The sequence below is a fragment of the Reella acinonychis genome (assembly GCF_052384575.1).
GTDB lineage: Bacteria > Pseudomonadota > Gammaproteobacteria > Enterobacterales > Pasteurellaceae > JBQSUQ01.
Window position 1 is genome coordinate 71,235 of record NZ_JBQSUQ010000004.1, and the last position, 25,364, is coordinate 96,598.

General features: G+C 38.7%; 27 protein-coding genes. 14 read left to right on the top strand and 13 right to left on the bottom strand.

Features of this window, described 5'->3' with window-relative positions; genetic code table 11:
* The first annotated feature begins 9 nt into the window (after positions 1–9).
* Together hypD and hypE are read left to right on the top strand one after the other, a co-directional pair.
* The gene (gene hypD / locus ACT2CV_RS01825) at positions 10–1,122 is read left to right on the top strand and encodes a hydrogenase formation protein HypD (RefSeq protein ID WP_464972721.1); all 1,113 of its coding nucleotides are present in this window, start codon (positions 10–12) and stop codon (positions 1,120–1,122) included.
* A gap of 1 nt (position 1,123) precedes the next feature.
* Complete coding sequence (hypE, locus tag ACT2CV_RS01830; RefSeq protein WP_464972720.1) at positions 1,124–2,137, top strand: hydrogenase expression/formation protein HypE; 1,014 nt, start codon at positions 1,124–1,126, stop codon at positions 2,135–2,137.
* Positions 2,138–2,174: 37 nt separating this feature from the next.
* Here hypE and cmoA read toward each other — a convergent pair whose 3' ends face one another.
* Positions 2,175–2,900, bottom strand: coding sequence for a carboxy-S-adenosyl-L-methionine synthase CmoA (gene cmoA / locus ACT2CV_RS01835; protein WP_464972719.1), 726 nt, complete (start codon positions 2,898–2,900; stop codon positions 2,175–2,177).
* 107 nt (positions 2,901–3,007) lie between these two features.
* Between cmoA and aspS the strand changes: the two genes are divergently transcribed.
* From aspS to ruvB, 8 genes are all read left to right on the top strand, one after another.
* Positions 3,008–4,774 carry an aspartate--tRNA ligase gene (gene aspS, locus ACT2CV_RS01840; RefSeq protein ID WP_464972718.1) on the top strand — a complete coding sequence of 589 codons (1,767 nt, stop codon included), beginning with the start codon at positions 3,008–3,010 and terminating at the stop codon, positions 4,772–4,774.
* Between the two features lie 3 nt (positions 4,775–4,777).
* Complete coding sequence (nudB, locus tag ACT2CV_RS01845; RefSeq protein WP_464972717.1) at positions 4,778–5,236, top strand: dihydroneopterin triphosphate diphosphatase; 459 nt, start codon at positions 4,778–4,780, stop codon at positions 5,234–5,236.
* A gap of 78 nt (positions 5,237–5,314) precedes the next feature.
* Entirely contained in the window at positions 5,315–6,055 is a 741-nt protein-coding gene (locus tag ACT2CV_RS01850; RefSeq protein ID WP_464972716.1) for a YebC/PmpR family DNA-binding transcriptional regulator, read from the top strand.
* An 87-nt stretch (positions 6,056–6,142) separates the two neighbouring features.
* The gene (locus ACT2CV_RS01855; RefSeq protein WP_464972715.1) at positions 6,143–6,607 is read left to right on the top strand and encodes a hypothetical protein; all 465 of its coding nucleotides are present in this window, start codon (positions 6,143–6,145) and stop codon (positions 6,605–6,607) included.
* A gap of 70 nt (positions 6,608–6,677) precedes the next feature.
* Positions 6,678–7,247 (top strand): crossover junction endodeoxyribonuclease RuvC, encoded by a 570-nt coding sequence (ruvC, locus tag ACT2CV_RS01860; protein ID WP_464972714.1) that lies wholly within the window; start codon positions 6,678–6,680, stop codon positions 7,245–7,247.
* 61 nt (positions 7,248–7,308) lie between these two features.
* On the top strand, positions 7,309–7,920 hold the full coding sequence (gene ruvA / locus ACT2CV_RS01865; protein ID WP_464972713.1) for a Holliday junction branch migration protein RuvA: 612 nt from the start codon (positions 7,309–7,311) through the stop codon (positions 7,918–7,920).
* Between the two features lie 9 nt (positions 7,921–7,929).
* The gene (locus ACT2CV_RS01870) at positions 7,930–9,402 is read left to right on the top strand and encodes a protein adenylyltransferase SelO (RefSeq protein WP_464972712.1); all 1,473 of its coding nucleotides are present in this window, start codon (positions 7,930–7,932) and stop codon (positions 9,400–9,402) included.
* Positions 9,403–9,426: 24 nt separating this feature from the next.
* The gene (ruvB, locus tag ACT2CV_RS01875) at positions 9,427–10,434 is read left to right on the top strand and encodes a Holliday junction branch migration DNA helicase RuvB (RefSeq protein ID WP_464972711.1); all 1,008 of its coding nucleotides are present in this window, start codon (positions 9,427–9,429) and stop codon (positions 10,432–10,434) included.
* Positions 10,435–10,492: 58 nt separating this feature from the next.
* Here ruvB and apbC read toward each other — a convergent pair whose 3' ends face one another.
* Positions 10,493–11,605, bottom strand: a complete 1,113-nt coding sequence (gene apbC / locus ACT2CV_RS01880) for an iron-sulfur cluster carrier protein ApbC (RefSeq protein WP_464972710.1) — start codon at positions 11,603–11,605, stop codon at positions 10,493–10,495.
* Between the two features lie 241 nt (positions 11,606–11,846).
* Between apbC and metG the strand changes: the two genes are divergently transcribed.
* Positions 11,847–13,892 carry a methionine--tRNA ligase gene (gene metG, locus ACT2CV_RS01885; RefSeq protein WP_464972709.1) on the top strand — a complete coding sequence of 682 codons (2,046 nt, stop codon included), beginning with the start codon at positions 11,847–11,849 and terminating at the stop codon, positions 13,890–13,892.
* A 74-nt stretch (positions 13,893–13,966) separates the two neighbouring features.
* Here the strand turns inward: metG and ACT2CV_RS01890 are convergent, their stop codons facing one another.
* The gene (locus ACT2CV_RS01890) at positions 13,967–15,013 is read right to left on the bottom strand and encodes an extracellular solute-binding protein (RefSeq protein WP_464972708.1); all 1,047 of its coding nucleotides are present in this window, start codon (positions 15,011–15,013) and stop codon (positions 13,967–13,969) included.
* A 261-nt stretch (positions 15,014–15,274) separates the two neighbouring features.
* Between ACT2CV_RS01890 and deoD the strand changes: the two genes are divergently transcribed.
* Positions 15,275–15,985, top strand: a complete 711-nt coding sequence (gene deoD, locus ACT2CV_RS01895; RefSeq protein ID WP_464972707.1) for a purine-nucleoside phosphorylase — start codon at positions 15,275–15,277, stop codon at positions 15,983–15,985.
* A gap of 42 nt (positions 15,986–16,027) precedes the next feature.
* On the opposite strand, the gene ACT2CV_RS01900 is transcribed toward deoD, so the two are convergent.
* Positions 16,028–16,363 (bottom strand): zinc ribbon domain-containing protein YjdM, encoded by a 336-nt coding sequence (locus ACT2CV_RS01900; RefSeq protein ID WP_464972706.1) that lies wholly within the window; start codon positions 16,361–16,363, stop codon positions 16,028–16,030.
* Between the two features lie 141 nt (positions 16,364–16,504).
* On the opposite strand from ACT2CV_RS01900, the gene ACT2CV_RS01905 reads away from it, so the two are divergent.
* The gene (locus ACT2CV_RS01905; RefSeq protein WP_464972705.1) at positions 16,505–17,065 is read left to right on the top strand and encodes a YtfJ family protein; all 561 of its coding nucleotides are present in this window, start codon (positions 16,505–16,507) and stop codon (positions 17,063–17,065) included.
* Positions 17,066–17,123: 58 nt separating this feature from the next.
* On the opposite strand, the gene ACT2CV_RS01910 is transcribed toward ACT2CV_RS01905, so the two are convergent.
* Together ACT2CV_RS01910 and ACT2CV_RS01915 are read right to left on the bottom strand one after the other, a co-directional pair.
* On the bottom strand, positions 17,124–17,852 hold the full coding sequence (locus tag ACT2CV_RS01910) for a nitroreductase family protein (protein ID WP_464972704.1): 729 nt from the start codon (positions 17,850–17,852) through the stop codon (positions 17,124–17,126).
* Between the two features lie 93 nt (positions 17,853–17,945).
* Positions 17,946–19,247, bottom strand: coding sequence for a nucleobase:cation symporter-2 family protein (locus tag ACT2CV_RS01915; RefSeq protein ID WP_464972703.1), 1,302 nt, complete (start codon positions 19,245–19,247; stop codon positions 17,946–17,948).
* Between the two features lie 233 nt (positions 19,248–19,480).
* Here ACT2CV_RS01915 and ACT2CV_RS01920 point away from each other — a divergent pair, with 233 nt between their 5' ends.
* Positions 19,481–20,068 carry a hypothetical protein gene (locus tag ACT2CV_RS01920; RefSeq protein WP_464972702.1) on the top strand — a complete coding sequence of 196 codons (588 nt, stop codon included), beginning with the start codon at positions 19,481–19,483 and terminating at the stop codon, positions 20,066–20,068.
* A gap of 142 nt (positions 20,069–20,210) precedes the next feature.
* On the opposite strand, the gene ACT2CV_RS01925 is transcribed toward ACT2CV_RS01920, so the two are convergent.
* The 7 genes from ACT2CV_RS01925 to artP form a co-directional block, all read right to left on the bottom strand.
* A complete protein-coding gene (locus ACT2CV_RS01925) occupies positions 20,211–20,642 on the bottom strand; it encodes a methyltransferase family protein (protein WP_464972701.1) in 432 nt (143 codons plus the stop codon).
* Between the two features lie 54 nt (positions 20,643–20,696).
* Complete coding sequence (gene ychF / locus ACT2CV_RS01930) at positions 20,697–21,788, bottom strand: redox-regulated ATPase YchF (RefSeq protein ID WP_464972700.1); 1,092 nt, start codon at positions 21,786–21,788, stop codon at positions 20,697–20,699.
* Positions 21,789–21,812: 24 nt separating this feature from the next.
* Positions 21,813–22,397, bottom strand: coding sequence for an aminoacyl-tRNA hydrolase (pth, locus tag ACT2CV_RS01935; RefSeq protein ID WP_464972699.1), 585 nt, complete (start codon positions 22,395–22,397; stop codon positions 21,813–21,815).
* A gap of 123 nt (positions 22,398–22,520) precedes the next feature.
* A complete protein-coding gene (gene artM, locus ACT2CV_RS01940) occupies positions 22,521–23,207 on the bottom strand; it encodes an arginine ABC transporter permease ArtM (RefSeq protein WP_464972698.1) in 687 nt (228 codons plus the stop codon).
* Positions 23,207–23,878 carry an arginine ABC transporter permease ArtQ gene (artQ, locus tag ACT2CV_RS01945; RefSeq protein ID WP_464972697.1) on the bottom strand — a complete coding sequence of 224 codons (672 nt, stop codon included), beginning with the start codon at positions 23,876–23,878 and terminating at the stop codon, positions 23,207–23,209. Before artQ ends, artM begins: the two co-directional genes overlap by 1 nt.
* A 3-nt stretch (positions 23,879–23,881) precedes the next feature.
* A complete protein-coding gene (locus ACT2CV_RS01950; protein WP_464972696.1) occupies positions 23,882–24,604 on the bottom strand; it encodes an arginine ABC transporter substrate-binding protein in 723 nt (240 codons plus the stop codon).
* A gap of 11 nt (positions 24,605–24,615) precedes the next feature.
* Positions 24,616–25,350: an arginine ABC transporter ATP-binding protein ArtP gene (gene artP / locus ACT2CV_RS01955; RefSeq protein ID WP_464972695.1), complete on the bottom strand. Its 735-nt coding sequence runs from the start codon at positions 25,348–25,350 to the stop codon at positions 24,616–24,618.
* Positions 25,351–25,364 lie beyond the last annotated feature (14 nt).

Genomic DNA, 25,364 nt, shown 5'->3' on the forward strand with positions numbered 1-25,364 from the left:
GGGGCAATAATGCAGTTTGTTGATGAATTTCGCGATCCCGTATTAGCCAAAAAACTCGTTGAGCGTTTGCAAAAACTCATGCAAAAATTACCGCAGTTTACGGAAAAAAATCCTTTGTATTTAATGGAAGTGTGCGGTGGGCATACACATACGATCTTCAAGTTTGGTTTAGATCGCCTATTGCCACCAAGCATTGAGTTTATTCATGGACCGGGTTGCCCTGTTTGTGTATTACCCATGGGGCGTATTGATTTATGTATTGAAATTGCACAACGTCCTGATGTGATTTTCTGTACCTTTGGTGATGCCATGCGTGTGCGTGGTCGTTCGGGATCTCTGTTGGAAGTGAAAGCGAAAGGAGCTGATGTACGCATTGTTTATTCTCCTCTTGATGCACTCAACATTGCGCTAAATAATCCCGATAAAAAAGTGGTTTTCTTCTCGCTCGGTTTTGAAACGACTATGCCAAGTTCTGCCATTACGTTACAAAAAGCCAAAGAACAAGATGTGCAAAATTTCTGGGTGGTTTGCCAAAATATTACCATTATCCCAACTTTGCGCAGTTTACTATCTCAGGAGCAAGTGAAAATTGATGGCTTTATTGCACCGGGTCATGTAAGTATGATTATTGGTACAGAGCCTTATGAAGATTTATGTCATACTTATCATAAACCTTTTGTGGTAACAGGATTTGAGCCATTAGATTTGTTACAAGCCATTGTTATGCTGGTGGAACAATTTGTGGAGCAACGTTGCGAAGTTGAAAATCAATATAAGCGTATCGTTAATTCAAAAGGTAATTTATTGGCTCAACAAGCTTTAGCAGAAGTTTTCCAACTGAAAGCCAGCAGTGAATGGCGAGGTTTAGGTGAAATCGCTGAATCCGGCGTAGAATTGACTGCAGCTTATCAGCGTTTTGATGCAGAACGTTATTTCAATGCGGCACCTCAACAGGTGGCGGATGATCCTTTATCACGTTGTGGCGATGTGCTAGTGGGTAAATGTAAGCCCATTGATTGCGCATTATTTGGCAAACAATGTACGCCAGAAAATGCTTATGGCGCATTAATGGTATCTTCTGAAGGGGCTTGTGCCGCTTATTATCAATATAGACGAGAGTAATATGACAGATTTTATTACCATGGCACAGGGTAATGGCGGTGCCGCAATGCAACAATTGATCCAAGATTATTTCTTGGCTGCGTTTGATAATGCGATTTTAGCGCAAGCAGAGGATCAAGCACGTTTACCCTTAAATGAATTCACTGCTTTAGGGCAACAATTGTCTTTTAGTACAGATAGCTTCGTGATTGACCCGATTTTCTTTCCCGGTGGAAATATTGGTAAATTAGCGGTTTGTGGGACGTTGAATGATGTGGCAGTTTGTGGTGCGATTCCTCGTTATTTATCTTGTGGTTTCATATTAGAAGAAGGTCTGCCATTAGCGGAATTAAAACAAATTATTCAAGCCATGGCGGAAACTTGTCAAAAGGCGAATGTGCAAATTGTCACTGGAGATACCAAGGTCGTACCGAAAGGCGCTGTTGATAAAATTTTTATCAATACCAGTGGAATCGGCGTGATTCCAACAGGCATTGATTGGGGGGCTCATCGCATTGAAGTGGGCGACCAAATTATTGTCAGCGGTACCATTGGCGATCATGGAGCAGCTATTTTGAATTTACGCGAGAATTTAGGTATTCAAACCGATTTACAAAGTGATTGTGCGGTATTGTCGCCATTAATTGATCAAATTCGTTCGTTTTCAGGTGTGAAAGCTGTACGAGATGCAACGCGTGGTGGGGTGAATGCTGTATTACATGAATTTGCGCAAACTCAACAACTTGGTATTCATATTGAGGAAGAATCGCTCCCAATACGCACCGAAGTGCGTGGCATTTGTGAACTGCTTGGTTTGGAAGCATTAAATTTTGCCAATGAAGGTAAATTAGTGATAGTAGCTGATAAGCAACAAACACCTGAAATTTTAACCGCACTTAAACAGCATGAATTAGGTAAAGATGCGGCGGTAATTGGCGAAGTGACAGAAGACAAAAAAGTCCGTTTAATTGGTATTTTTGGACAAAGTCGTTTGTTAGACTTGCCTTCAAATGAACCCTTACCAAGAATTTGTTAAAGATAAATAGAAAAGCTCACCAATGGTGAGCTTTTTGTTATTTTATGGCAATCATTGAGCCAAAGTTGAAACATTGAAACCAAAGTTCCACATGAGAAAATCCAACGTTTTTTAACCGCTCTTTATGGGTATCAATACTATCAATTCGCATCACATTTTCTAAAGCGGCACGTTTTTGGCTCACTTCTAATTCGCTATAACCATTGGCACGTTTGAATTGGTGATGCAAATCAATAAGTAATTCATTCGTTGTGTTATCTTCGAAACGGAATTTTTCTGACAACACCAATAACCCATTTGGATTTAACCCTTGGTAAATTTTTTCTAATAATGCTTTGCGATCTTCTGGTGGAAGAAATTGCAAAGTAAAGTTAAGAATGACCATTGAGGCATTTTCAATAGAAATATTGCGGATATCATCGCATAAAATTTCGACTGGAATTTCACTGTGATAAGCATTGATATGCTGGCGACAGCGTTCAACCATAGGCGCAGAATTATCCACTCCAATCATTTTGACATTAGGTTGATGAATATGACGACGAGCAGACAATGTCGCCGCTCCGCGTGAACAGCCCAAATCATACACATTACTATTGGCGGTAACAAAACGTTCTGCCAACATCCCGATTGCCGTAATAATATTGGAATAGCCTGGCACCGAGCGCTGAATCATATCGGGAAAGACTTCCGCCACATTCTCATCAAAAGTGAAATCGCCCAAATTCTCAATGGGTACAGAAAAAATCGTATCTTTAATCATAATTTTATAAATTGGTAAAAAAGTGCGGTTATTTTAGAGGAAGTTTGACAAATTTTCAGCTATAATCTGCCAGTTATTTTTAAATTAAATCTGAAGGAATACAGAATATGATGCGTACGAATTATTGTGGAGCATTAAACCGCGAACATATTGGTAAAGAAGTGATTTTAAGTGGTTGGGTAGATCGTATTCGTGATTTGCCTAATGTGGCTTTCGTTTTATTGCGTGATCGTGAAGGTATCGTGCAAGTCAGCGTAGATAAAACCGATGCAGCAAATGCCGCTATTGTAGCAGGATTGCGTAATGAAGCTTGTATTCAAGTGAAAGGCACTGTGGCAGCGCGTAGTGAAAATAATATTAATCCAAATATGGCGACAGGCGAAATTGAAATTTTGGTCAGCGCATTAACGGTTTATAACAATGCAGAAGTATTGCCTTTAGACTTCAATCAAAATAATACAGAAGAACAGCGTTTAAAATATCGTTATTTAGATTTGCGTCGTCCAGAAATGGCACAACGCCTGCGTACTCGTGCGAAAATTACCAGCTTTGTTCGTCGTTATATGGATGACAATGGTTTCTTAGATATTGAAACCCCAATGTTAACTAAAGCGACACCAGAAGGTGCGCGTGACTATTTAGTACCAAGTCGTGTGCATAAAGGTAAATTCTACGCCTTACCTCAATCACCACAATTATTCAAACAGTTGTTAATGATGTCTGGATTTGATCGCTATTATCAAATTGTAAAATGTTTCCGCGATGAAGATTTACGTGCAGATCGTCAACCTGAATTTACTCAAATCGATGTGGAAACCACCTTTATGACGGCGCCAGAAGTGCGTGAAGTAATGGAAAAAATGATCCACGGCTTATGGCAAGAAATTATCGGTGTGGATTTAGGTAAATTCCCAATGATGACTTGGCAAGAAGCAATGCTGCGTTTTGGCTCGGACAAACCCGATTTACGCAACCCGTTAGAAATTGTAGATGTTGCTGATTTAGTGAAAGAGGTTGAATTCAAAGTCTTTAACGAACCTGCCAATAGTGACAATGGACGCGTTGCTGTTATTCGTGTCCCAAATGGTGCCACATTAACGCGTAAAAATATTGATGAATATACGCAGTTTGTGGGCATTTATGGTGCCAAAGGCTTGCCTTGGTTAAAAGTTAATGATGTGAATGCGGGATTAGAAGGCGTACAAAGTCCAATCGCAAAATTCCTCTCAGAAGACGTATTAAAAGCATTATTGGCTCGTGTGAATGCGGAAAATAACGATATTATTTTCTTTGGTGCTGACAAATGGAATGTCGTCACTGACGCATTAGGTGCATTACGTTTAAAAGTGGGACGCGATTTAGGTTTGACCAAATTAGATGAATGGAAACCATTGTGGGTTGTGGATTTCCCAATGTTTGAACGTGATGAAGAAGGTAATTTAGCCGCAATGCATCATCCATTTACTTCACCAAAAGATTTCAGCCCAGAGCAATTAAAAGCCGATCCAACAAGTGCAGTGGCAAATGCTTACGATATGGTAATCAATGGTTATGAAGTGGGCGGTGGCTCAGTTCGTATCTTTGATCCGAAAATGCAACAAACCGTATTTAGCATTTTAGGTATTAATGATGAAGAACAGCGTGAAAAATTTGGCTTCTTATTAGATGCGTTAAAATTTGGTACACCACCACATGCCGGTTTAGCTTTCGGTTTAGACCGCTTAACCATGTTGTTAACCGGCACTGATAATATCCGCGATGTGATTGCATTCCCGAAAACAACAGCAGCCGCTTGTTTAATGACAGACGCACCAAGCTTTGCAAATCCGCAAGCATTACAGGAATTAGCGGTACAGGTGTTGAAATCAGAATAATCCATGCAATATAAAAATCCCAATTCGGTTTTAGTTGTTATTTATGCGGAAAATACGCAGCAAGTATTGATGTTACAACGCCAAGATGATCCGACATTTTGGCAGTCTGTAACCGGATCGCTTGCTTTAGGCGAAAAGCCTTATGAAGCGGCATTACGCGAAGTGAAAGAAGAAATTGGGATTGATATTGTTCAACAAGGATTAAAGTTGATTGATTGCCGAGAATGGATAGAATTTGAAATTTTTCCTCATTTTCGGTATAAATACGCACCCAATATAACGCACAGTAAAGAGCATTGGTTTTTATTGGCGTTACCAGAGCAATGGCAGCCATTATTGACGGAGCATTTGGCTTATCAATGGTTGCCAGCACAGCAGGCTGCTCAACTCACTAAATCGTGGAATAATCGAGCGGCAATTGAAAAATATGTAATAAATCAAAGTGCGGTTAAAATTTCGTGATTTTTCACCGCAGTTTTAAGGTAATTGCTTTCTTTTATATGAATAAAGAAAGAACATAAATAAAAAAGGAAAAGACAAATGGCAGGTCATAGTAAGTGGGCTAACATTAAACACCGCAAAGCAGCACAAGATGCACAACGCGGTAAAATTTTTACTAAATTAATTCGTGAATTAGTTACCGCTGCGAAATTAGGTGGTGGTGACGTGAGTGCTAACCCGCGTTTACGTGCAGCGGTAGATAAAGCGCTTTCTAGCAATATGACTCGTGACACCATTAATCGCGCAATTGAACGCGGTGTAGGTGGTGGCGATGATACCAATATGGAAACCAAAGTTTATGAAGGCTATGGTCCAGGTGGTACAGCTGTAATGGTTGAATGTTTAAGTGATAATGCAAACCGCACCATCTCACAAGTGCGTCCAAGCTTTACAAAATGTGGTGGTAACTTAGGTACTGAAGGTTCTGTGGGTTACTTATTTAGCAAAAAAGGACTTATTTTGATTGCTTCAGGCGATGAAGATAGCATTATGGAAGCGGCGATTGAAGCGGGTGCAGATGATGTTCAGCCACAAGATGATGGTAGCTTTGAAGTTTATACTGCTTGGGAAGATTTAGGTAATGTGAGAGACGCATTAGAAGCTGCAGGCATTAAAATTGATAATGCAGAAGTGACAATGATTCCATCAACCACAGTGGATTTAGATGCAGAAACAGCACCTAAATTATTGCGTTTGATCGAGATGTTAGAAGATTGTGATGACGTGCAAAATGTGTATCACAATGGTGAAATTAGTGACGAAGTCGCAGCTCTATTATAAATAATTTATTTTATGCGGAACTTTTTACGGAATACAGCGTCAAAGTATCCGCATAATTTATGCAGTATATTTTATTTAGGAGAATTTATGAAATTAACCAAACTTTTTGCTGGCTTAATGGTTGCTGGCGTATTAGGCGCTTGTACTCAAAATGCAAATTCAGAAATGAATAAAGTTGAGAAAGCCACACAAGAAGTGAAAGAAGTTGCGGGTCAAGTTCAACAAGCTATGGGTTCAACTCAACCAGCTTTAGAAACAGCTGCTTATTTCTGTGATGTACAAGGTAAGAAAAAACAAGTTGTTTCAGTGACTTATGCATTTGTAAACGGTAAAGCTGACAGCGCAACTGTAACAGTTAGAACTGGCAACAAAAAATCAATTCATGAATTAAAAGTGAACCCTTCTTACACAGACGGTACACAATTCGTTGATGGCAAAAAAGTCTTCACTTTAGATGAAGGTTTTTCTGCACAAACTGTAAACAAAACAGTTCCTGTTATGTTAACGATTAAAGATAAAATCATCGCTAAAAATTGTACGATGGCAAATTAATTTATCCGTTTAGGTAAAAATGAATGGATCTATAGTAAAATATAGGTCCATTTATTTTTTGAGGGCACAAATGGCAATTATTTTAGGTATCGATCCTGGCTCAAGAGTGACAGGCTATGGTGTGATTAGGCAAAGTGGTAAGCAGTTGGAATACCTTGGTAGTGGTGTTATTCGTACCTCTGCTGATGATTTACCCACAAGACTTAAACGCATTTATGCTGGTGTCAGTGAAATTATTACTCAATTTCAGCCAGACATGTTTGCCATTGAAGAAGTGTTTTTAGCCAAAAATGCCAATTCAGCCTTAAAATTGGGTCAAGCAAGAGGCGCAGCTATTGTTGCCGCTGTGAATCAAAATTTGCCAGTTTTTGAATATGCCGCACGTTTGGTGAAACAAACGGTGGTTGGTATTGGTTCTGCCGATAAAGTACAGGTGCAGGATATGGTTACTCGAATTTTAACATTATCAGAAAAACCACAAGCAGATGCAGCTGATGCACTTGCCATTGCCATTACTCATGCTCATTCCATTCAACATTCTTTGTTGGTTTCTCATTCTGCCACCAATGAAACTTCCACAAAATCCACCGCACTTTTACGTACCCGTTATAGCCGAGGGCGCTTTCGCTTAAAAATTTAAGTGGATATTTATCCAGTTTTGCTTTATGCTATGCCAAATTATTTGAGCAAAAGGAAAGCAAATGATCGGTTATTTAAGCGGACAATTAATGGAAAAGCAGCCACCTGAAATTTTATTAGACGTACAAGGTGTAGGCTATGAATTATTGCTACCCATGACCAGCTTTTATAACTTACCAGAAGTGGGTCAACCCGTTTCGTTATTTACTCATCTTGTCGTGCGTGAAGATGCCCATCTTTTGTTTGGATTCTCACAAAAAACAGACCGCACTTTATTTCGTGAATTAATCAAAACCAATGGCGTAGGGCCGAAACTGGCGCTAGCGATTTTGTCCGCAATGTCGGTCAATGAATTTGCTTATGCTATTGAGCGAGAAGAATTATCAAAATTAGTAAAAATTCCAGGCGTGGGCAAAAAAACAGCTGAACGTTTGCTGGTGGAACTTAAAGGTAAATTTAAAGGCACAGGACAAACGGATTTCTTTGTTGAAAGTCCGCATATTCCAACACAAAGTGCGGTGCAAAATTCGGAAGATCCTAGCCAAGAAGCAATTTCTGCTTTAATGGCGCTCGGTTATAAAGCAACAGAAGCAGAGAAAATGGTGAAGAAAATCGCGAAACCTGAGCTCTCCAGCGAACAACTTATTCGTGAAGCCTTAAAAGCTGCTTTATAGGGAATGTGCATGAGTTCGTCATTAAATTGGAATTTATCTCATACTTATCGCAGTTTACCGCAAAAGTTTTATTCGGAAGGGCAGAGCGCTGATTTTCCTGCGCCCGAAATTGTGGTTTTTAATACCGCACTTGCGCAAGAATTAGGTTTATTAACAGAGCTTCATAACTATATTGACGCAAATATTTTTGTGGGCAACCAATTTCCTGATAATAGCTTGCCAATTTCTCAAGCCTACGCAGGTCATCAGTTTGGTTACTTTAATATGCTGGGTGATGGGCGAGCTACATTAATTGGTGAACAATGTACGCCGCAAGGTGATCTTGTTGATATTCAATTGAAAGGCAATGGCAAAACGCCTTATTCACGTCGAGGCGACGGTAAAGCCGCTTTAGCACCAATGTTAAGAGAGTATTTAATCAGCGAAGCCATGCATGCTTTGGGGATTCCCTCAACCCGAAGTTTAGCGGTTACTACAACGGGAGAACATGTTCAACGCGAAAATATGCCTAAGGGAGCGGTATTAACTCGTACTGCAATGAGTCATATTCGTGTAGCGACTTTTCAGTTTGCTGCACAATTTGGTGATCTATCCGATGTAAAAGCCTTGGCTGATTACAGTATTCAACGCCATTTCCCCGCGCTTTTATCGCAAGATAATCCTTATCAATTATTTTTACGCGCAGTGATACAGAAGCAAGCACAATTAATTGCTAAATGGCAGTTAGTAGGCTTTGTGCATGGTGTCATGAATACCGATAATATCAGTATTGCTGGTGAAACCATTGATTATGGTCCATGTGCGTTTATGGATATTTATCATCCTAAAACGGTATTCAGCTCCATTGATTATGAAGGTCTTTATCGTTACGAAAATCAACCTTTCATTGCAAAATGGGCGTTGGCTCGTTTGGCAGAAGTATTGTTGCCACTATTACATTCAGATATTTCTTTAGCCGATGAAGTGGCAAAGCAAGAATTGCAACAGTTTATGCCACTTTTTGAATCTTATTATAATGAGGGCATGGCGAAGAAATTAGGGATAATGACATATCAATCTTCTGATAAAGCACTGCTTGAACAATTACTTGAGTTAATGCAAAAGTATAAAGCGGATTATAGCAATACTTTTGTTCGTTTAACGTTAGATAGGCGAGAAGAAAATGGCGATTATTTAGAGGCAACAGAAACATTATTTTCTGCTGCTGAATTCCAACAATGGAAACAAAGCTGGTCGGAACGTATTAATTCACAACATATTGATAAGCAAAAAATTGTACGAGTAATGCAAGCCAATAATCCATTTGCGATTCCTCGTAATGCCTTGGTTGAAGAGGCATTACAACAGGCAGAGCAAGAAAATTTGCAAAAATTCACCGCACTTTTACATGTATTACAACAGCCATTTTATTATCATCAGGCCGTTACTGATTATCAGAAAGTTATCGTGCAACCGGGGTACCGCACATTTTGTGGCACATAGAGATGAACAGCAAGGAATAAACCAATGATAGAAGCAGATAGAATTATTAGTGCCAGTGCGAAATTGGATGATGAATATGTGGATCGCGCCATTCGTCCGAAATTATTGGCGGATTATGTGGGGCAACCACAAGTGCGATCACAAATGGAGATTTTTATTCAAGCAGCCAAATTGCGCCAAGATGCTTTGGATCATTTATTGATTTTTGGCCCCCCAGGTTTAGGAAAAACTACTTTAGCGAATATCGTAGCAAATGAAATGGGCGTTAATATTCGGACAACTTCGGGGCCTGTGTTGGAAAAAGCAGGGGATTTAGCGGCAATGCTAACTAACCTTGAACCACATGATGTACTGTTTATTGATGAAATTCATCGATTATCGCCGGCCATTGAAGAAGTGCTTTATCCCGCAATGGAAGATTACCAGCTAGATATTATGATTGGGGAAGGTCCAGCTGCGCGTTCGATTAAATTGGATTTACCACCTTTCACCTTAATTGGTGCAACCACAAGAGCAGGGTCTTTGACCTCACCTTTGCGTGATCGTTTTGGTATTGTGCAACGGCTTGAATTTTATTCTGTGGAGGATTTAACATCCATTGTTTCCCGTAGTGCAGCTTGTTTAAATCTTGATATTGCCGATGAAGCGTCTTATGAAATTGCCCGTCGTTCACGTGGAACACCTCGTATTGCTAATCGTTTATTACGTCGAGTTCGTGACTATGCGGATGTGCGCAATGGCGGATTGATTTCCGAAGATATTGCCAAAGCAGCATTGCAAATGCTGGATGTGGATGATGCAGGGTTTGATTATTTAGATCGTAAATTATTAAGCGCGGTTATTGAACGTTTTGATGGTGGACCGGTTGGATTAGATAACCTTGCCGCCGCAATTGGTGAAGAGCGAGATACCATTGAGGATGTGTTAGAACCTTATTTAATCCAACAAGGCTTTTTACAGCGTACACCAAGAGGGCGTATTGCTACTTCAAGAACCTATCGCCACTTTGGATTAGAAAAATTAACAGAATAAGAAAGGGAGGATTTTATTCCTCCCTTTGCATAAAAGTGCGGTGAATTTTTTCTATGTTTTAATTCACTTCTTTAAACATGATTTCGCCTGGAATGACGGAACCTTGCCAATATAATTCGCTCGATACTTTTTCTGCTAATTGCAGATAAGCTTGTTTAATTTCTAAGTTTGAATTTGAAATTACGGTTGGTGTGCCTTTGTCTAAATCTTCGCGTAGGCAAATATGCAACGGTAATTGACCTAAAACCTGAGCACCATATTTTTCTGCAATTTTATTTGCGCCACCTGTACCAAAAATCGCTTCATGATGACCGCAGTTTGCACAAATGTGCATAGACATATTTTCAATAATACCTAGCACTGGTACTGAAACCTTATTGAACATCGAAATCCCTTTTACCGCATCAAGTAAGGCAATATCTTGTGGTGTAGTAACAACCACAGCACCTGTTACAGGAATCTGTTGAGAAAGTGTAAGTTGAATATCGCCTGTACCTGGTGGCATATCAATCACTAAATAATCTAGTTCATTCCATAATGTTTCGTTCAGTAATTGGTTTAAAGCACTGCTTGCCATTGGTCCTCGCCAGATGGTTGCGTTATCTGCATCCATTAAGTAACCGATGGAATTTGTTGATAAACCATGAGCAATAATCGGATTAATATGTTGGTTATCTGGTGATGTTGGGCGTTGATCTGCTGCGCCCAACATATGTGGAATAGATGGACCATAAATATCAGCATCTAAAATACCCACTTTAGCACCCTGTGCTTGTAAGGCTAATGCAAGATTAACTGTTGTAGTTGATTTACCCACACCACCTTTACCTGAAGTGACGGCAATAATATTTTTCACTCCTTTTACAGCTGGGTGATTATTAGCACGTTTTAAGGTGGCAATTTGGTAATTCATTATCCATTTAATCTGTTTGACTTCTGCTGCTGCGAGAATTTGCTCTGTCACTGCATGTTGTAATTCAATGAATGCTGTATTCCAAGCAAATGGCATTTGCATTTCAATGCGTAGAGTATCGCCACCTTTTTCAATTTTTTTCACCGCACTTAAGGCAATTAAATCTTTTTGTAGGCTGCTGTGGGTGAAAGATTGGAAGATTTGAATAAGCTGAGCTTGTTGCTCATTGGTTAAATTGTTAGAAAATTGAGTAGCCATAGTACATCCTATGTGAATAAATGGTAATTTAAAATTTTCGTTTATTAAAGCACGATCCCATTTTTCTGTTAAGCGAAATATGGTTGAACTGGAAAAAATACCGCAACTCAGGTAAAATCAAGCCAATTTTACTGATTAACTCATCTTCAAAATTACTGATGAATTTACCGAATGTTGTTGATTATACGCCAGTTTTATTTTTTAGGCATTCGATAAATTAAGCAATTACAAGGAAAATAGAATGTCAAAGCAAAATCGTCAAATTTTGGTTACCTGTGCCTTACCTTATGCTAATGGCCCTATTCATTTAGGTCATATGCTTGAACATATTCAAGCGGATATTTGGGTGCGTTTTCAACGTATGCGCGGTAACGAAATTTATTTTGTTTGTGCCGATGATGCCCATGGTACACCGATTATGTTAAAAGCAGACCAAATGGGGATTACGCCTGAGCAATTAATTGCGGATGTGCAAAAAAGTCATTATGCTGATTTTTGTGGCTTTAATATTAGTTTTGATAATTACCATTCAACTCATAGCGAAGAAAATCGCGAATTATCAGAAATGGTATATAACCATTTGAAACAAAATGGTTTTGTTAAAAACCGTACTATTTCACAATTGTTTGATCCCGAAAAAGAAATGTTCTTGCCAGATCGCTTTGTAAAAGGCACCTGTCCAAAATGTAAAGCGGAAGATCAATATGGCGATAACTGTGAAGTTTGTTCTGCTACTTACAGCCCGACTGAACTCATTAATCCACGTTCCGTTGTATCTGGCGCGACGCCGATTGTAAAAGAAAGTGAACATTTCTTCTTCGACTTACCAAGTTTTGAAGCAATGTTAAAAGAATGGAATCGTTCAGGTGCATTACAAGCAGAAGTGGCAAATAAAATGCAAGAATGGTTTGATTCTGGGTTGCAGCAATGGGATATTTCACGTGATGCGCCTTATTTTGGTTTTAAAATCCCAAATACAGAAAATAAATATTTCTATGTATGGTTGGATGCGCCAATTGGCTATATGGCATCTTTCAAAAATTTATGTCAGCGTGAGAATATTGATTTTAACCATTTCTGGCATAAAGAAAGCAGCACAGAGCTTTATCATTTTATTGGTAAAGATATTATGTATTTCCACAGTTTATTCTGGCCAGCGATGCTAGATGGCGTGGGTTTACGTAAACCAACCAATATTTTTGTTCATGGCTATGTGACGGTTAATGGCGAAAAAATGTCAAAATCGCGTGGTACCTTTATTCAAGCTGCGACCTATTTGAAACATTTAGATCCGGAATATTTACGCTATTACTATGCGGCAAAATTAAGTAATCGTATTGATGATTTAGATTTAAATTTAGAAGATTTTGTGCAACGCGTGAATACGGATTTGGTCAATAAATTGGTGAATTTAGCTTCTCGTAACGCAGGTTTTATTCAAAAACGTTTTGAAGGTAAATTAGCAGATAAATTGGATGATCAAGCATTATTTGATGAATTTATTGCACAATCGGCACAAATCGCGACTTATTATGAAAATCGTGAATTTGGCAAAGCTGTACGTGAAATTATGGCATTAACTGATAAAGCCAATAAATATGTGGACGATAAAGCCCCTTGGGTGATGGCAAAACAAGAGGGTATGGACGCAGAATTACAAGCCGTTTGTTCGCAAGGTATCCAAATGTTCCGCGTATTAATGGGCTATTTGAAACCAGTGTTGCCACAATTAGCATCGCGTGCTGAAGCCTTTTTACAAACGGAATTAACTTGGGATAATTTATCTCAACCGTTATTAAGTCATCAAATTGCGCCATTTAAAGCCTTATTTAACCGTATTGATCCAAAACAAATTGAAGCAATGGTAGAAGCCTCTAAGGTGGAAAATGCGGCAACACAAGCACCAAAAACTGTGAAAAAAGACACCGCACTTTCAGCAGATTTTGAACCTGTTGAAGCGGAAATCAGCATTGATGACTTTGCTAAAATTGATTTACGTGTGGCAAAAGTGATCAGCTGTGAAGCAGTACCTGAGAGTAATAAATTACTGAAATTCCAATTGGATTTAGGTTTTGAAACTCGTCAAGTATTGTCTGGTATTAAAGCTGCTTATGATAAGCCAGAGGATCTTGTTGGTCGCCATGTAATTATGGTAGCAAATTTGGCTCCGCGTAAAATGAAGTTTGGGGTTTCTGAAGGTATGATTTTATCAGCAGGCACAGGTGGTGCGGATTTATTCTTACTTGATGTGGATAATGGTGCAAAAGCAGGTAGCCGAGTGAAGTAAAATAATAAATAAGTGAAATAAAGACAGTAAAAAAGGGAGGTATTGCCTCCCTTTTGTTTTATGCGCTTAAGCCATTATTTATTGACTTTTAATTGCTGATAATATTTTTCATATATTTCAGTGGCATCGCCCACATCTAACTGCCATTGGCTACGATCAAGCACATCTTGTGGTAAGAAAATGGCTTTATCTTCGGTCAGTTCTTTTGGTAAGCGTTCAGCTGCAACCTTGTTTGAGGTTGGATAACCAATATTTAAGGTTAATTTTTCTGCCACTTCTGCACTGAGTAAATAATTAATCAGTTTATGTGCATTTTCCACATTCTTCGCATTGGCTGGAATAGCGAGGTTATCAATCCAAAGCATAGTGCCTTCTTTTGGATAAACCATATCAATTTTTGCGCCTTCATTTTTCGCAATACGCACAGAGCCATTCCATAATAACCCAAGACTTGTTTCACCTGAAATAAAGGTGCTTGCAGGGTTGTCTGAGTTAAATGAAAGAATATTTGGGCTAAGTTTTAATAGCTCATCATAGGCTTGTTTGATGACCTCAGGATCCTGTGTATTTGGATCTTTGCCGATTTTTAATAAAGCAATATTAAATAATTCGCGAGGATCATCTAGCATTTGTAAGCTTGATTGAAACTCAGGTTTCCATAAATCAGCCCAAGATTGAAAATGCTCTGGATTTTGTGTTTCGGTATTGTAAGCAATACCAGTTGCACCAAATAATTGAGGCAAGGAATATTTATTGTTTGGATCGTATGGACGATTCAACATATTCGGATCTAACTCCGCAATCACAGGCAATTTACTGTGATCTAGAGGTTGTAACATGCCTTCTTTCACCATTTTAGACACAAAATAGCTTGTTGGTGCCACAACATCATAACCCACATTTTTACCTTGGGTTTTTATTTTGGCGACCATTGTCTCGTTGGATTCAAGACTTGAGGTAAACACCTTAATGCCTGTTTGCTCGGTAAATTTTTCCAATAAACCTTCAGGCACATATTCCGTCCAAGTATAAAGATACACTTCATTACTATCGGCATTTGCAACTTGGTTGACACCAAGGAACAGGATTCCAGCGCTTAATACGCCAGTCATTTTTTTCATAAAAAACACTCCCAAATTAAGAGTAAAAAATACGTTAGCCATTACGCTAACTCGACATCGCCGAATGGGTACGGACATTGCGGATTGTAGGATAGATAAATGTTAATGTAAATCAATAGTTACTGCCAAAAAGGAAAAAGTGCGGTATAATTTGGGCGATTTTTAGGAGTAGCACCACGACTTTGTTCGTGGTGTTGTTGTATTAGGCCAAGTTAAACGTTTGCTATTTTATAGCAACGACATTCAATAAGGATTTCATTTATGACACCACATATTAACGCACCTGCAGGAGCATTCGCCGACGTTGTTTTAATGCCCGGCGATCCACTTCGTGCGAAATACATTGCTGAAACATTTTTACAAGATGCCAAATTAGTCACTGATGTTCGCAATATGTTTGGTTACACAGGCACATATAAAGGGCGTAAAATTTCTGTTATGGGGCATGGCATGGGAATTCCATCTTGCTCCATTTATGCGAAAGAATTAATTACCGAATATGGCGTGAAGAAAATTATTCGCGTAGGTTCTTGCGGTGCTGTGCGCCATGATGTGAAAGTACGTGATGTAGTGATTGGTTTAGGTGCTTGTACTGATAGCAAAGTCAATCGTACGCGTTTTAAAGATAATGATTTTGCTGCTATTGCGGATTTTAAATTAACACAGAACGCAGTTCAAGCAGCGAAAAATAAAGGTGTTGCAGTTAAAGTCGGTAATCTCTTTTCTGCTGATTTATTTTATACACCAGATATGGAAATGTTTGATGTCATGGAAAAATACGGCATTCTTGGTGTGGAAATGGAAGCCGCGGGGATTTATGGTGTCGCGGCAGAATATGGTGCGCAAGCCTTAACCATTTGTACTGTATCAGATCATATTCGTACAGGAGAACAAACTTCTGCAGAAGAACGTCAATTAACTTTCAATGATATGATCGAAATTGCCTTAGAAAGTGTTTTATTAGGCGACTAAGTTAAAACAAAAACTGCGGTGAAATTAACCGCAGTTTTTTTGTTAAGCCTTCTTCAAAAATTCTGATTTCAAAGAAAAAGGTTGACCATCAATTTTACAATCTACATCATGATCACTATCAACTAAGCGAATATTTTTCGCTTTGGTGCCTTTTTTCAACACAATTGATGAGCCTTTCACTTTCAAATCTTTAATTAAAATAACATCATCGCCATCTTGTAGAATATTGCCATTACTGTCTTTCCAGACTTTTTCTGCATTTTCTTCTGCCATTTCTTCGCCTGACCATTCATGTCCGCAATCTGGGCAAACAAAATTAATGCTATCATGATAGACAAATTCGCCTTTACATTGAGGGCAATTTGGCATTTGTTCCATTTTTCCTTCCTTTAACTAATTGAAAACAGCGGAATTATAGCAAGAAAAGGCGTTTTGCTAAAGTAATTGCAACAGATCTGATTTGTGTGAAAGCATTATTTACGTAAAATAAAGAGATTTTATTTATTTAATGAGAAGATTATGAAAAAAACACAACTTATCTTAGCCCTGTCGGCTAGTTTATTTTCTACTTTTACCTTTGCTCACAATATTCAGGTGAATGCTTCGTTACCTGCAGTAAAAGTGGCTCAAGATGGCGAAATTAAAGTGAATGGGAAAGAAGTTCAATACCAACAATGGAACTCATCTCAATTAGTCGGCAAAGTACGCATTGTTCATCATTTTGCCGGAAGAACTGCAGCAAAAGAGAAAAATGAAGCCTTAATTTCTGCGATCAAACAAGCGAAATTTGATCGTAATAAATACCAAACCACTAGTATTATAAATGCAGATGATGCTGTTATTGCCACTGGTATGTTTGTGAAAAGCAGTGCAGAAGATGGAAAAAAATCAAATCCGCATAGCCAAGTGATTTTAGATCAAAAAAGTGCGGTGAAAAATGCATGGAAATTAAGAGAAAAAGACAGTGCAGTGATTGTGTTGGATAAATCAGGCAAGGTGCAGTTTGTCTCTGAAGGTAAATTGTCGAATGATATGATCAAAGAAGTGATTGAGTTAACCAATAAATTGATTGCTCAATAAGCGCGAAATAAGCATAAATAAAAGGCGTATTTTTGAAATACGCCTTTTTTGTCAGATTTTATTTTGAACGATAAACTTGCTCAAAAGGAACTCGATAGCGATCTCCCCAAATGCCATGATTAGCTTTACGAATACCACAGGGTAAAATCATATTAATTTCACAATCGTGCGGTAAATCTAATAGTTTTTTCACTCTTTTACTGTCGAATCCCTCCAATGGACAGGTATCATAACCTTGTTCTGCCATGGCGAGCATAAAGGTTTGCACCACCAATGCACAACTTTTATGTGTGACAGCTACGATATCCGATTCTGAAACTTCTGTACAAATTGGTCGTCGTAGACTAATAATCTTGGTTAATAATTTTCTGAACAAACCAAGTACACCAAAGCAACGAGTATAAACAAATGGCATTAATTTGCCATAATAGGCTTTTTTATCCTTGATACGTTTAGCTTGGCGCTCAGCTGAACTATGGCGTTTTACGTTTTCTATTTCAAATTGTAAGACTTGTTCAGCGCGTTGTTTATGTAAATCTTGTCGTGTGACAAATACCACCATTTGTTGTGCAGTTGTCGCCGCACGTTGATTTAAACAGGCTTCAGCAAGTTGGGCTAACAAAGTGCGGTCTAAAATATGATAGAATTCATACAGTTGCATATTCGAGCTGGTCGGTGCGAGGGTGGCGAGTTGTAAACAATGTTTCACTTTTTCTGCATCAATGGGTTGCTCTGCATCAAAATGACGTACCGCACGACGATATTGGAGTAGATCTGACAAAGACATGGCAATATTCCTTGTAACAAGGGGATAACTAATTTCGCATTATAAATTGGAAAGAAAAGAAAGGCACAATAATTGTGCCTTTTCTTGTGATTATTATTGTTCTTCTACTTTATCTTCAGGTAATACCAAGTTTAAGATTAATGCAAGTAATGAGCCTACTGTAATGCCTGAACCCAGCACCTCTTTGAAGAAGCCTGGTAGTTTGTCTAATAATTCAGGGCGGGTTGTTACAGCTAAGCCACAGCCAATAGAAATGGCAATAATCAAACCGTTACGACGACTACGTTGAATATTATCAAGCATTTGAATACCCGCAGCGATAATCATTGCGAACATCATTAAACCTGCACCACCTAATACAGGCAATGGAATGGACACGATCAATGCACCAAATACAGGGAATAGTCCAGCCAATACTAATAATGCGCCAGTCAGCGCGACAACATATCGACTTGCTACGCCTGTGAGTGAAATTACGCCGATATTTTGTGAGAAAGAAGAGAATGGGGTGGTTGACATGATAGCCGCAAGCGCAGAACCAAGCCCGTCACAAAGTACACCACCGCGCAAATGTTTACCTGTAATTTCCGTTTGTGTTGCATTGCCTAAAGCGAGGAAGTTACCACTTGATTCAACAATGGTCACTAAGTAAGCAATAGACATTCCAATAATGCCAGAAATCGGGAAAGCCAAACCAAAATGAAGTGGTTGTGGAACAGCGAAAACTTGCGCCTCTTTTACGCCATCAAAGCTGACCCAGCCTAAAGCAAGTGCGACAATATAGCCCGTCATCATACCGATAACAATGGCTGCAGCTGAGAAAATTCCTTTGCCCCATTGTACTAAGGCAACTACAATCACTAACACGAAGGTTGCCATCATTAAATTCTCAGGCGTAGCATAGTGTGCATCACCACGTTGACCACCAGCAAACCAGTCAACCGCAACAGGAATGAGGCTTAAACCGATCATCATTACCACAGTACCTGTGACAACAGGTGGAAATAGTTTGCGGATATAAGGCATAAAGAAGCTACCGATGATCATGACCAATGAACCGACTAATGAGGCACCAAGAATACCCGCCACGCCTGCATCACTAAAGCCAATAGCAAGTGCTGCTGCAACAAAAGTAAAACTGGTTCCCATCACGCTAGGTAAGCGAATACCAATAGGGCCAATGCCTCGGCATTGAATAATGGTTACAATCCCCGAAATGAGCAACGCGGCATTAACAAGGGTTATAGTGTCTTCTGTGGGTAATTTTAAAACATTACCAATCACCAGCGGAACAGCGATAATTCCACCAAGAGCAGCAAGCAAATGTTGTGCAGCAAGTAATAAACTGAGCATAAAAGGTGGTTTATCTTCCACCGAATAAAGTAATTTTTGCATAATGGTTCCTTAATGAAAAATAGGGACGAATTATACCGCAAACGTTTGCGTATTGTCATAAAAAAGTGCGGTGAAAATAATGTGAATTTTCCCATTTTGATATCTATGTATATAAAATGCGAATAAGGTCGCAAATTTAACATTTGGTCGTTTTTAGTGCTTATTAGTTATGTTATAAAGTCGATATTAATCTTTTCTACATGCCCTATATTTAGAAAACGTGAGGTGTTGTGATGAGTCATAATATTTGGGATAAGTTGAAACAGCATGTTTCAAAACATCCCTATTGCTATATTTTTCTTATGTCTCCATTCCTATTACTATTTCTTTGCTTTTATGATCTGTTTTTCGCTCGAATTATTACACCTTTCCGTTGTGATATGTGGAAAGGGAAAGAAGTAGAAGTTTTTTTAACGCCTGAAGAATGGCGAAAGTTATCGGGTGTTAGTGAATCTTTAAAAGATACTGAATGGATATACTATCCTACCCTTGAAGGAGAACCAGAAACGGATCCTTTTTTTATAAAAAATCAAGGATTATATCAACCAACAATGTCTTTTAATGGAAATAAACATGATTTAAGAACAGTTAATAGTAAATATCCTTACTTAAATATATATAAATATATATATCCAAGGACAATTTTTGGTCATAATACCTTTGTATTATACGATCAGAACCTTAAAAAGGTTATAGTGCAGTATCATTTAATTGCAGGGTATTTCCGAAACCCTCTTTCTGGATTAGCGGAAAGTTTTAAATGCAATGAAAATGATATGTCGGAAGGTTCTGATTTAATGGATAATTATTTAAATAACTAGCGAGGTTAAATGATGTCTAAAATAGATTATTTCCTCTTTTAAAAGAAGCCATCTTTTATCAACTCGTACTTTAATATTTTCAAGCGCTTAAATCTTTGTTCTGTTACTACATAATGTTACTAATTTCCACCGCGCTTTTGTTCTAAATCCAGCGTCTTACGGATTTTTTATATGCTAAGAATTGTTGCCCAAATTTTTCTGTTAGGATTTTTTCTTCGGGTTGAATTTGAAAATGGGTTAAATACAGCATAAAGAGCCAAATAACAAGGATACCTAAAGAGCGCTGCGACATAATGCTCCAAGCCATAAGCCAACAAACGAGACTTAAGTACATCGGATTGCGACTAAAACGATAAATGCCTTGTGTGACTAATACGCTTGTTTGCTCTAACTGTTTGGGATGAATGGTTGTTTTTGCTCGATAAAAGGCGTAAAGGCTGAGGAAAGCGATGATAAGTCCAATGATGAAGAAAATAACACTACACCACAAAGGAATAATTGCATGCTGAGGTAAGCAAACAATCATACCAAGCGCGATAAGAAATAATAACGGGGGAGGAATTTTTAGAGCCATAAATTCGCGTAAAAATAACCGCACTTTTAAAGTGCGGTTAAAATTTTAGACGTTTTATACATTGAAGCGGAAGTGCATCACATCGCCATCTTGTACGACATATTCCTTCCCTTCTAAACGCCATTTGCCTGCTTCTTTCGCGCCAGCTTCACCTTTGAATTGAATGAAATCATCGTAAGCGATCACTTCTGCACGAATAAAGCCTTTTTCAAAGTCAGTATGAATAACGGAAGCGGCTTTAGGGGCGGTTGCTCCGATAGATACGGTCCACGCACGCACTTCTTTTACGCCAGCGGTGAAATAGGTTTGTAAGTTGAGCAATTTGTAGCCTGCACGAATAACGCGGTTTAAACCGGGTTCTTCAATGCCAAGATCTTGTAAGAATTCCACTTTTTCTTCATCATCTAACTCTGCAATCTCAGATTCAATCGCTGCACAAACTGGCACAACAACTGCGCCTTCTTTTTCTGCAATTTCACGTACACGATCTAAGTATGGATTATTTTCAAAACCATCTTCGTTGACGTTTGCAATATACATGGTTGGTTTTAAGGTTAAGAAGTTATAGCCTTTGATTGCGTGTAATTCTTCTTTATCTAAATCAACTGAGCGAATCATGCCTGCATTTTCTAGTACAGGTAAGATTTTTTCCATAATAGAGAGTTCAAATTTTGCTTCTTTATCGCCACCTTTTGCACGTTTTTGTAAACGCTGAATCGCACGTTCACAACTTTCTAAGTCTGCAAGGGCTAACTCAGTATTGATGGTGTCAATGTCATCAGCAGGATCAATTTTACCCGCCACATGTACAATATCATCATTCTCAAAACAACGAACCACATGACCAATCGCATCCGTTTCACGAATATTGGCTAAGAATTTATTGCCTAAACCTTCGCCTTTGCTTGCTCCAGCTACTAAACCAGCAATATCCACAAATTCCATGGTAGTTGGTAACACGCGTTCTGGATTAACAATTGCTGCTAATGCATCAAGGCGAGGATCTGGCATTGGCACTACGCCTGTATTAGGTTCAATTGTACAGAACGGGTAGTTAGCTGCCTCGATTCCTGCTTTAGTTAGTGCATTGAAAAGGGTTGATTTTCCTACATTGGGTAAACCCACGATACCACATTTAAATCCCATAATTTTTCCTTATTAATTTATTCTTTATGCTTTAAACGCATTTAAACGGTTTGTTGCTTTGGTAATGCCTTCTTTGATTAATATTTCGACACAATCAGTGGCTTCATCTAACGCGCGGTCAATTAATTGCCAATCAGTTGGCGAAGGTTTGCCAAGTACATAAGCGGAAACAAGATTCTTATCACCAGGGTGACCAATGCCAACGCGTAAACGGTAGAAATTTTTATTATTGCCCAGTTGCGCAATGGTATCACGCAATCCATTGTGCCCACCATGTCCACCGCCTTGCTTAATTTTAGCAACACCGGGTGGCAGATCTAATTCATCATGAATGACTAAAATTTCTTCAGGTTTAATACGATAAAAATTCGCTAATGCAGAAATCGCTTTACCACTCAAATTCATAAAGGTGGTTGGAATTAGAAAGCGCATTTCTTGTCCATTAAGCATTGCTCTTGCGGTTTTTCCAGAAAATTTCGCTTCAGGGGTGAGCGTTAAGTTCAAGCGACGCGCTAGGCGTTCAATCAACCATTCGCCCGCATTGTGACGCGTATCTGCATATTTCTCGCCGGGGTTACCTAAACCGACAATTAATTTAATTTCAGACATATTGTTTCCTTCAATAAAGTCGGCAGATTATAGCTTAAAATCCGAATGGTTGCCACTTGCGATTGATCTGCACGCTGCTTTGGCTAAAAGTGCGGTGTAAAAAAAGCGAGATTTTACTCTCGCTTAGTTAGATTTGCTGACTTCTAATCGCTCGAAACGTAAAACATAGCGTTCTAATCGGCGTAAAAGAATGGTTGCAATGCCAGTGATAACTAAATAAATAAGACCGGCAATACCATAGATGGTAATAGCGTCATATTCGGTGCCATAAAGTTGTCTTGCATATCCCATGATATCCATAATTGTAATGGTGGAAGCGAGGGATGTCCCTTTAAACACCAAAATGATTTCATTGGTATAGGAAGGTAGTGCCCGTTTTAGTGCATAAGGAATGAGCAGTTTTAAGGTTTGCATGCGATTTAAACCTAATGCTGCGCAACTTTCCCATTGTCCTTTGGGAATGGCTTTCACTGCGCCATGGAATAATTGTGTTGAGTAAGCGGCACTATTTAACGCAAGGGCTAACATAGCACAGAACCAAGCGTTTGATAATAATGACCAAAGTGGGCTATTTGTGATCCAGCTGAATTGTCCGGGCCCTGCATAAATCAAGAAAAATTGCACTAACAGTGGCGTGCCAGTGAATAAAACTAAGTATAAATTCACCGCACTTTTTACCCATTTATTTTCCAACGAAAGTAAAAAAGTAAAAGCCAATGCTAAGACAAAAGCGATAGCCAGTGAAACAGCAGTGAGTGCTAAGCTAGTTGGAATACCTTGAGCGATGATAGAAAAATAGTCTTGAAACATTATTTAACTCCTCGTTCAAAGCGAGTAAAACGGTGCTCTAATTTACGAATAAATACTTGGCTGATTAATGTAATAGCTAAATAAATCATTGCCGCAAAACCATACCAAGTGAAAGGTTGGTGCGTATTTGTATTGATTAACTCGGCTTGACGCATTAAATCACTGACACCAATTAAGGAAACAAGGGCAGTATCTTTGAGTAGTACTAGCCATTGGTTTGTTAATCCTGGCAATGCGTGGCGCCAAACCTGTGGCATGATAATACGCAAAAAAGTATAGGGGCGGCTTAATCCTAAAGCGGCTGCACTTTCCCATTGGCCAAGAGGGATTGCTTGAATGGCTCCGCGCAATGATTGAGAGGCATAAGCTGCGAAAATAAGTGAGAGCGCGAGTACACCACAACTGAAAGCACTAAATTCAATATATTCACCAGTGAGTTTTTCCACTAATTCCGTTGATCCGAAATAAATCAGTAATACAACGATAATTTCTGGTAATCCTCTGAGCAGGCTAACAAAAATGGAAGTGGGTTTGCGCACACAAATGAGCTTGTTCATTTCGAGTGAAGTAAAAATTAACGAAAAGAACAAGCCAACAAGTAATGAACAAACCGCTAACCCTAAGGTCATTAGGGTAGCGGAATACATTAAGGGGAGATAATCAGAAAACATAGATTATTTTACAGTCATCCATTTGTCATAGATTTTTTGATATTCGCCATTGGCTTTAATGGCTTCTAAACCTTTGTTGAGATCTTCAATAAGTTCTTTATTTTTTAAGTGTGTTGCAATGCCTAAACCATTACCAAAATATTTTTGGTTAGTGACTTTATCGCCAACGAAAGCTAAGTTAGGCTCTTTGCTTAACATATCAGCTAATACCGCTGTGTCACCAAAAATTAAATCAATGCGTCCATTTTTTAAGTCTAAAATCGCGTCTTGTAATGAAGCATAAGATTTTGGTGCATATTGTTTGGTTTCAGCAACAACATATTGTTGGAATGTGGTACCGTTTTGTACACCGACATTTTTCGCACTATTTAAATCAAATTTATCTTTGATTGTGATAAAACTTGCAGAACTATCGTAGTAAGGCGCGCTAAAAGCGACTTGTTTCGCGCGAGATTCAGTAATATCAATCGCAGAAATGGAAGCATCAAAACGTTTTTGTTTTAAACCAGGAATTAATGCATCAAAGGCTTGGTTTTTGAAAGAACAGTTAGCTTGAATTTCTTTACAAATTGCGTTTGCAATATCCACATCAAAACCGATGATTTCGCCTTTTTCATTTGTTAATTCAAATGGCGGATAGCTTGGCTCCATTGCAAAGGTAATATCTTTAGCCTGTGCTGCGACGCTAGTAGCAGCGATAAGTGCGGTTAATAATAATTTTTTCATTATGTTGTGTCCTATTCTGAATGAGAAAGATATTGTTTAAATTGTTCAGTTTGTGGGTTTTCAAAACAACTTGCATCACCCATTTCAATAATGTGACCTTGCTCCATATAGACGACCTTATTGGCGACTTTGCGAGCAACGCCAACTTCATGAGTTACAATAACCTGTGTAATCCCTGTTTGTTGCAACTCTTGAATAATTGACACAATTTGTGCCGTAATTTCAGGATCTAATGCAGCAGTAGGTTCATCAAATAATAAAACCTGAGGTTTCATCATTAATGCTCTTGCTATGGCAACACGCTGTTGCTGACCACCTGAAAGCTGTAATGGAAAACGATCGGCGAATTCTTTTAAACGTAAGCGTTCAAGTAATTCTAGCGCTTGTTGTTTCGCTTCTTTTTCATCTAACCCAAGAATTTTTCTTGGTGCTTCAATCAGGTTTTCAATAACAGTTAAATGAGGCCACAAATTATATTGTTGGAACACCATGCCAACATTTTTACGTAGCTGTAAAATTTGCTTTGGATTGCTTTTTTGTGATAAATCAAAATGGGTGCCAGCAATATCTAATTGCCCTGATTGCGGCATTTCTAAAAGGTTAAATGTACGAATTAATGTACTTTTTCCCGCGCCACTTGGACCGAGCAATACAACGGTATCGCCATCTTCAAGTTGAAGATTGATATCAAATAAGGCTTGGTTTGTACCGTAGAAAAAATTAAGATGTTGAACACGAATAGTCATTGGAATGTTCGCTG

Bases quoted from the DNA above. Each gene is read 5' to 3' on its own strand.
- hypD (WP_464972721.1), top strand. From the start codon at position 10: ATGCAGTTTGTTGATGAATTTCGCGATCCCGTATTAGCCAAAAAACTC.
- hypE (WP_464972720.1), top strand. From the start codon at position 1,124: ATGACAGATTTTATTACCATGGCACAGGGTAATGGCGGTGCCGCAATG.
- cmoA (WP_464972719.1), bottom strand. From the start codon at position 2,900: ATGATTAAAGATACGATTTTTTCTGTACCCATTGAGAATTTGGGCGAT.
- aspS (WP_464972718.1), top strand. From the start codon at position 3,008: ATGATGCGTACGAATTATTGTGGAGCATTAAACCGCGAACATATTGGT.
- nudB (WP_464972717.1), top strand. From the start codon at position 4,778: ATGCAATATAAAAATCCCAATTCGGTTTTAGTTGTTATTTATGCGGAA.
- ACT2CV_RS01850 (WP_464972716.1), top strand. From the start codon at position 5,315: ATGGCAGGTCATAGTAAGTGGGCTAACATTAAACACCGCAAAGCAGCA.
- ACT2CV_RS01855 (WP_464972715.1), top strand. From the start codon at position 6,143: ATGAAATTAACCAAACTTTTTGCTGGCTTAATGGTTGCTGGCGTATTA.
- ruvC (WP_464972714.1), top strand. From the start codon at position 6,678: ATGGCAATTATTTTAGGTATCGATCCTGGCTCAAGAGTGACAGGCTAT.
- ruvA (WP_464972713.1), top strand. From the start codon at position 7,309: ATGATCGGTTATTTAAGCGGACAATTAATGGAAAAGCAGCCACCTGAA.
- ACT2CV_RS01870 (WP_464972712.1), top strand. From the start codon at position 7,930: ATGAGTTCGTCATTAAATTGGAATTTATCTCATACTTATCGCAGTTTA.
- ruvB (WP_464972711.1), top strand. From the start codon at position 9,427: ATGATAGAAGCAGATAGAATTATTAGTGCCAGTGCGAAATTGGATGAT.
- apbC (WP_464972710.1), bottom strand. From the start codon at position 11,605: ATGGCTACTCAATTTTCTAACAATTTAACCAATGAGCAACAAGCTCAG.
- metG (WP_464972709.1), top strand. From the start codon at position 11,847: ATGTCAAAGCAAAATCGTCAAATTTTGGTTACCTGTGCCTTACCTTAT.
- ACT2CV_RS01890 (WP_464972708.1), bottom strand. From the start codon at position 15,013: ATGAAAAAAATGACTGGCGTATTAAGCGCTGGAATCCTGTTCCTTGGT.
- deoD (WP_464972707.1), top strand. From the start codon at position 15,275: ATGACACCACATATTAACGCACCTGCAGGAGCATTCGCCGACGTTGTT.
- ACT2CV_RS01900 (WP_464972706.1), bottom strand. From the start codon at position 16,363: ATGGAACAAATGCCAAATTGCCCTCAATGTAAAGGCGAATTTGTCTAT.
- ACT2CV_RS01905 (WP_464972705.1), top strand. From the start codon at position 16,505: ATGAAAAAAACACAACTTATCTTAGCCCTGTCGGCTAGTTTATTTTCT.
- ACT2CV_RS01910 (WP_464972704.1), bottom strand. From the start codon at position 17,852: ATGTCTTTGTCAGATCTACTCCAATATCGTCGTGCGGTACGTCATTTT.
- ACT2CV_RS01915 (WP_464972703.1), bottom strand. From the start codon at position 19,247: ATGCAAAAATTACTTTATTCGGTGGAAGATAAACCACCTTTTATGCTC.
- ACT2CV_RS01920 (WP_464972702.1), top strand. From the start codon at position 19,481: ATGAGTCATAATATTTGGGATAAGTTGAAACAGCATGTTTCAAAACAT.
- ACT2CV_RS01925 (WP_464972701.1), bottom strand. From the start codon at position 20,642: ATGGCTCTAAAAATTCCTCCCCCGTTATTATTTCTTATCGCGCTTGGT.
- ychF (WP_464972700.1), bottom strand. From the start codon at position 21,788: ATGGGATTTAAATGTGGTATCGTGGGTTTACCCAATGTAGGAAAATCA.
- pth (WP_464972699.1), bottom strand. From the start codon at position 22,397: ATGTCTGAAATTAAATTAATTGTCGGTTTAGGTAACCCCGGCGAGAAA.
- artM (WP_464972698.1), bottom strand. From the start codon at position 23,207: ATGTTTCAAGACTATTTTTCTATCATCGCTCAAGGTATTCCAACTAGC.
- artQ (WP_464972697.1), bottom strand. From the start codon at position 23,878: ATGTTTTCTGATTATCTCCCCTTAATGTATTCCGCTACCCTAATGACC.
- ACT2CV_RS01950 (WP_464972696.1), bottom strand. From the start codon at position 24,604: ATGAAAAAATTATTATTAACCGCACTTATCGCTGCTACTAGCGTCGCA.
- artP (WP_464972695.1), bottom strand. From the start codon at position 25,350: ATGACTATTCGTGTTCAACATCTTAATTTTTTCTACGGTACAAACCAA.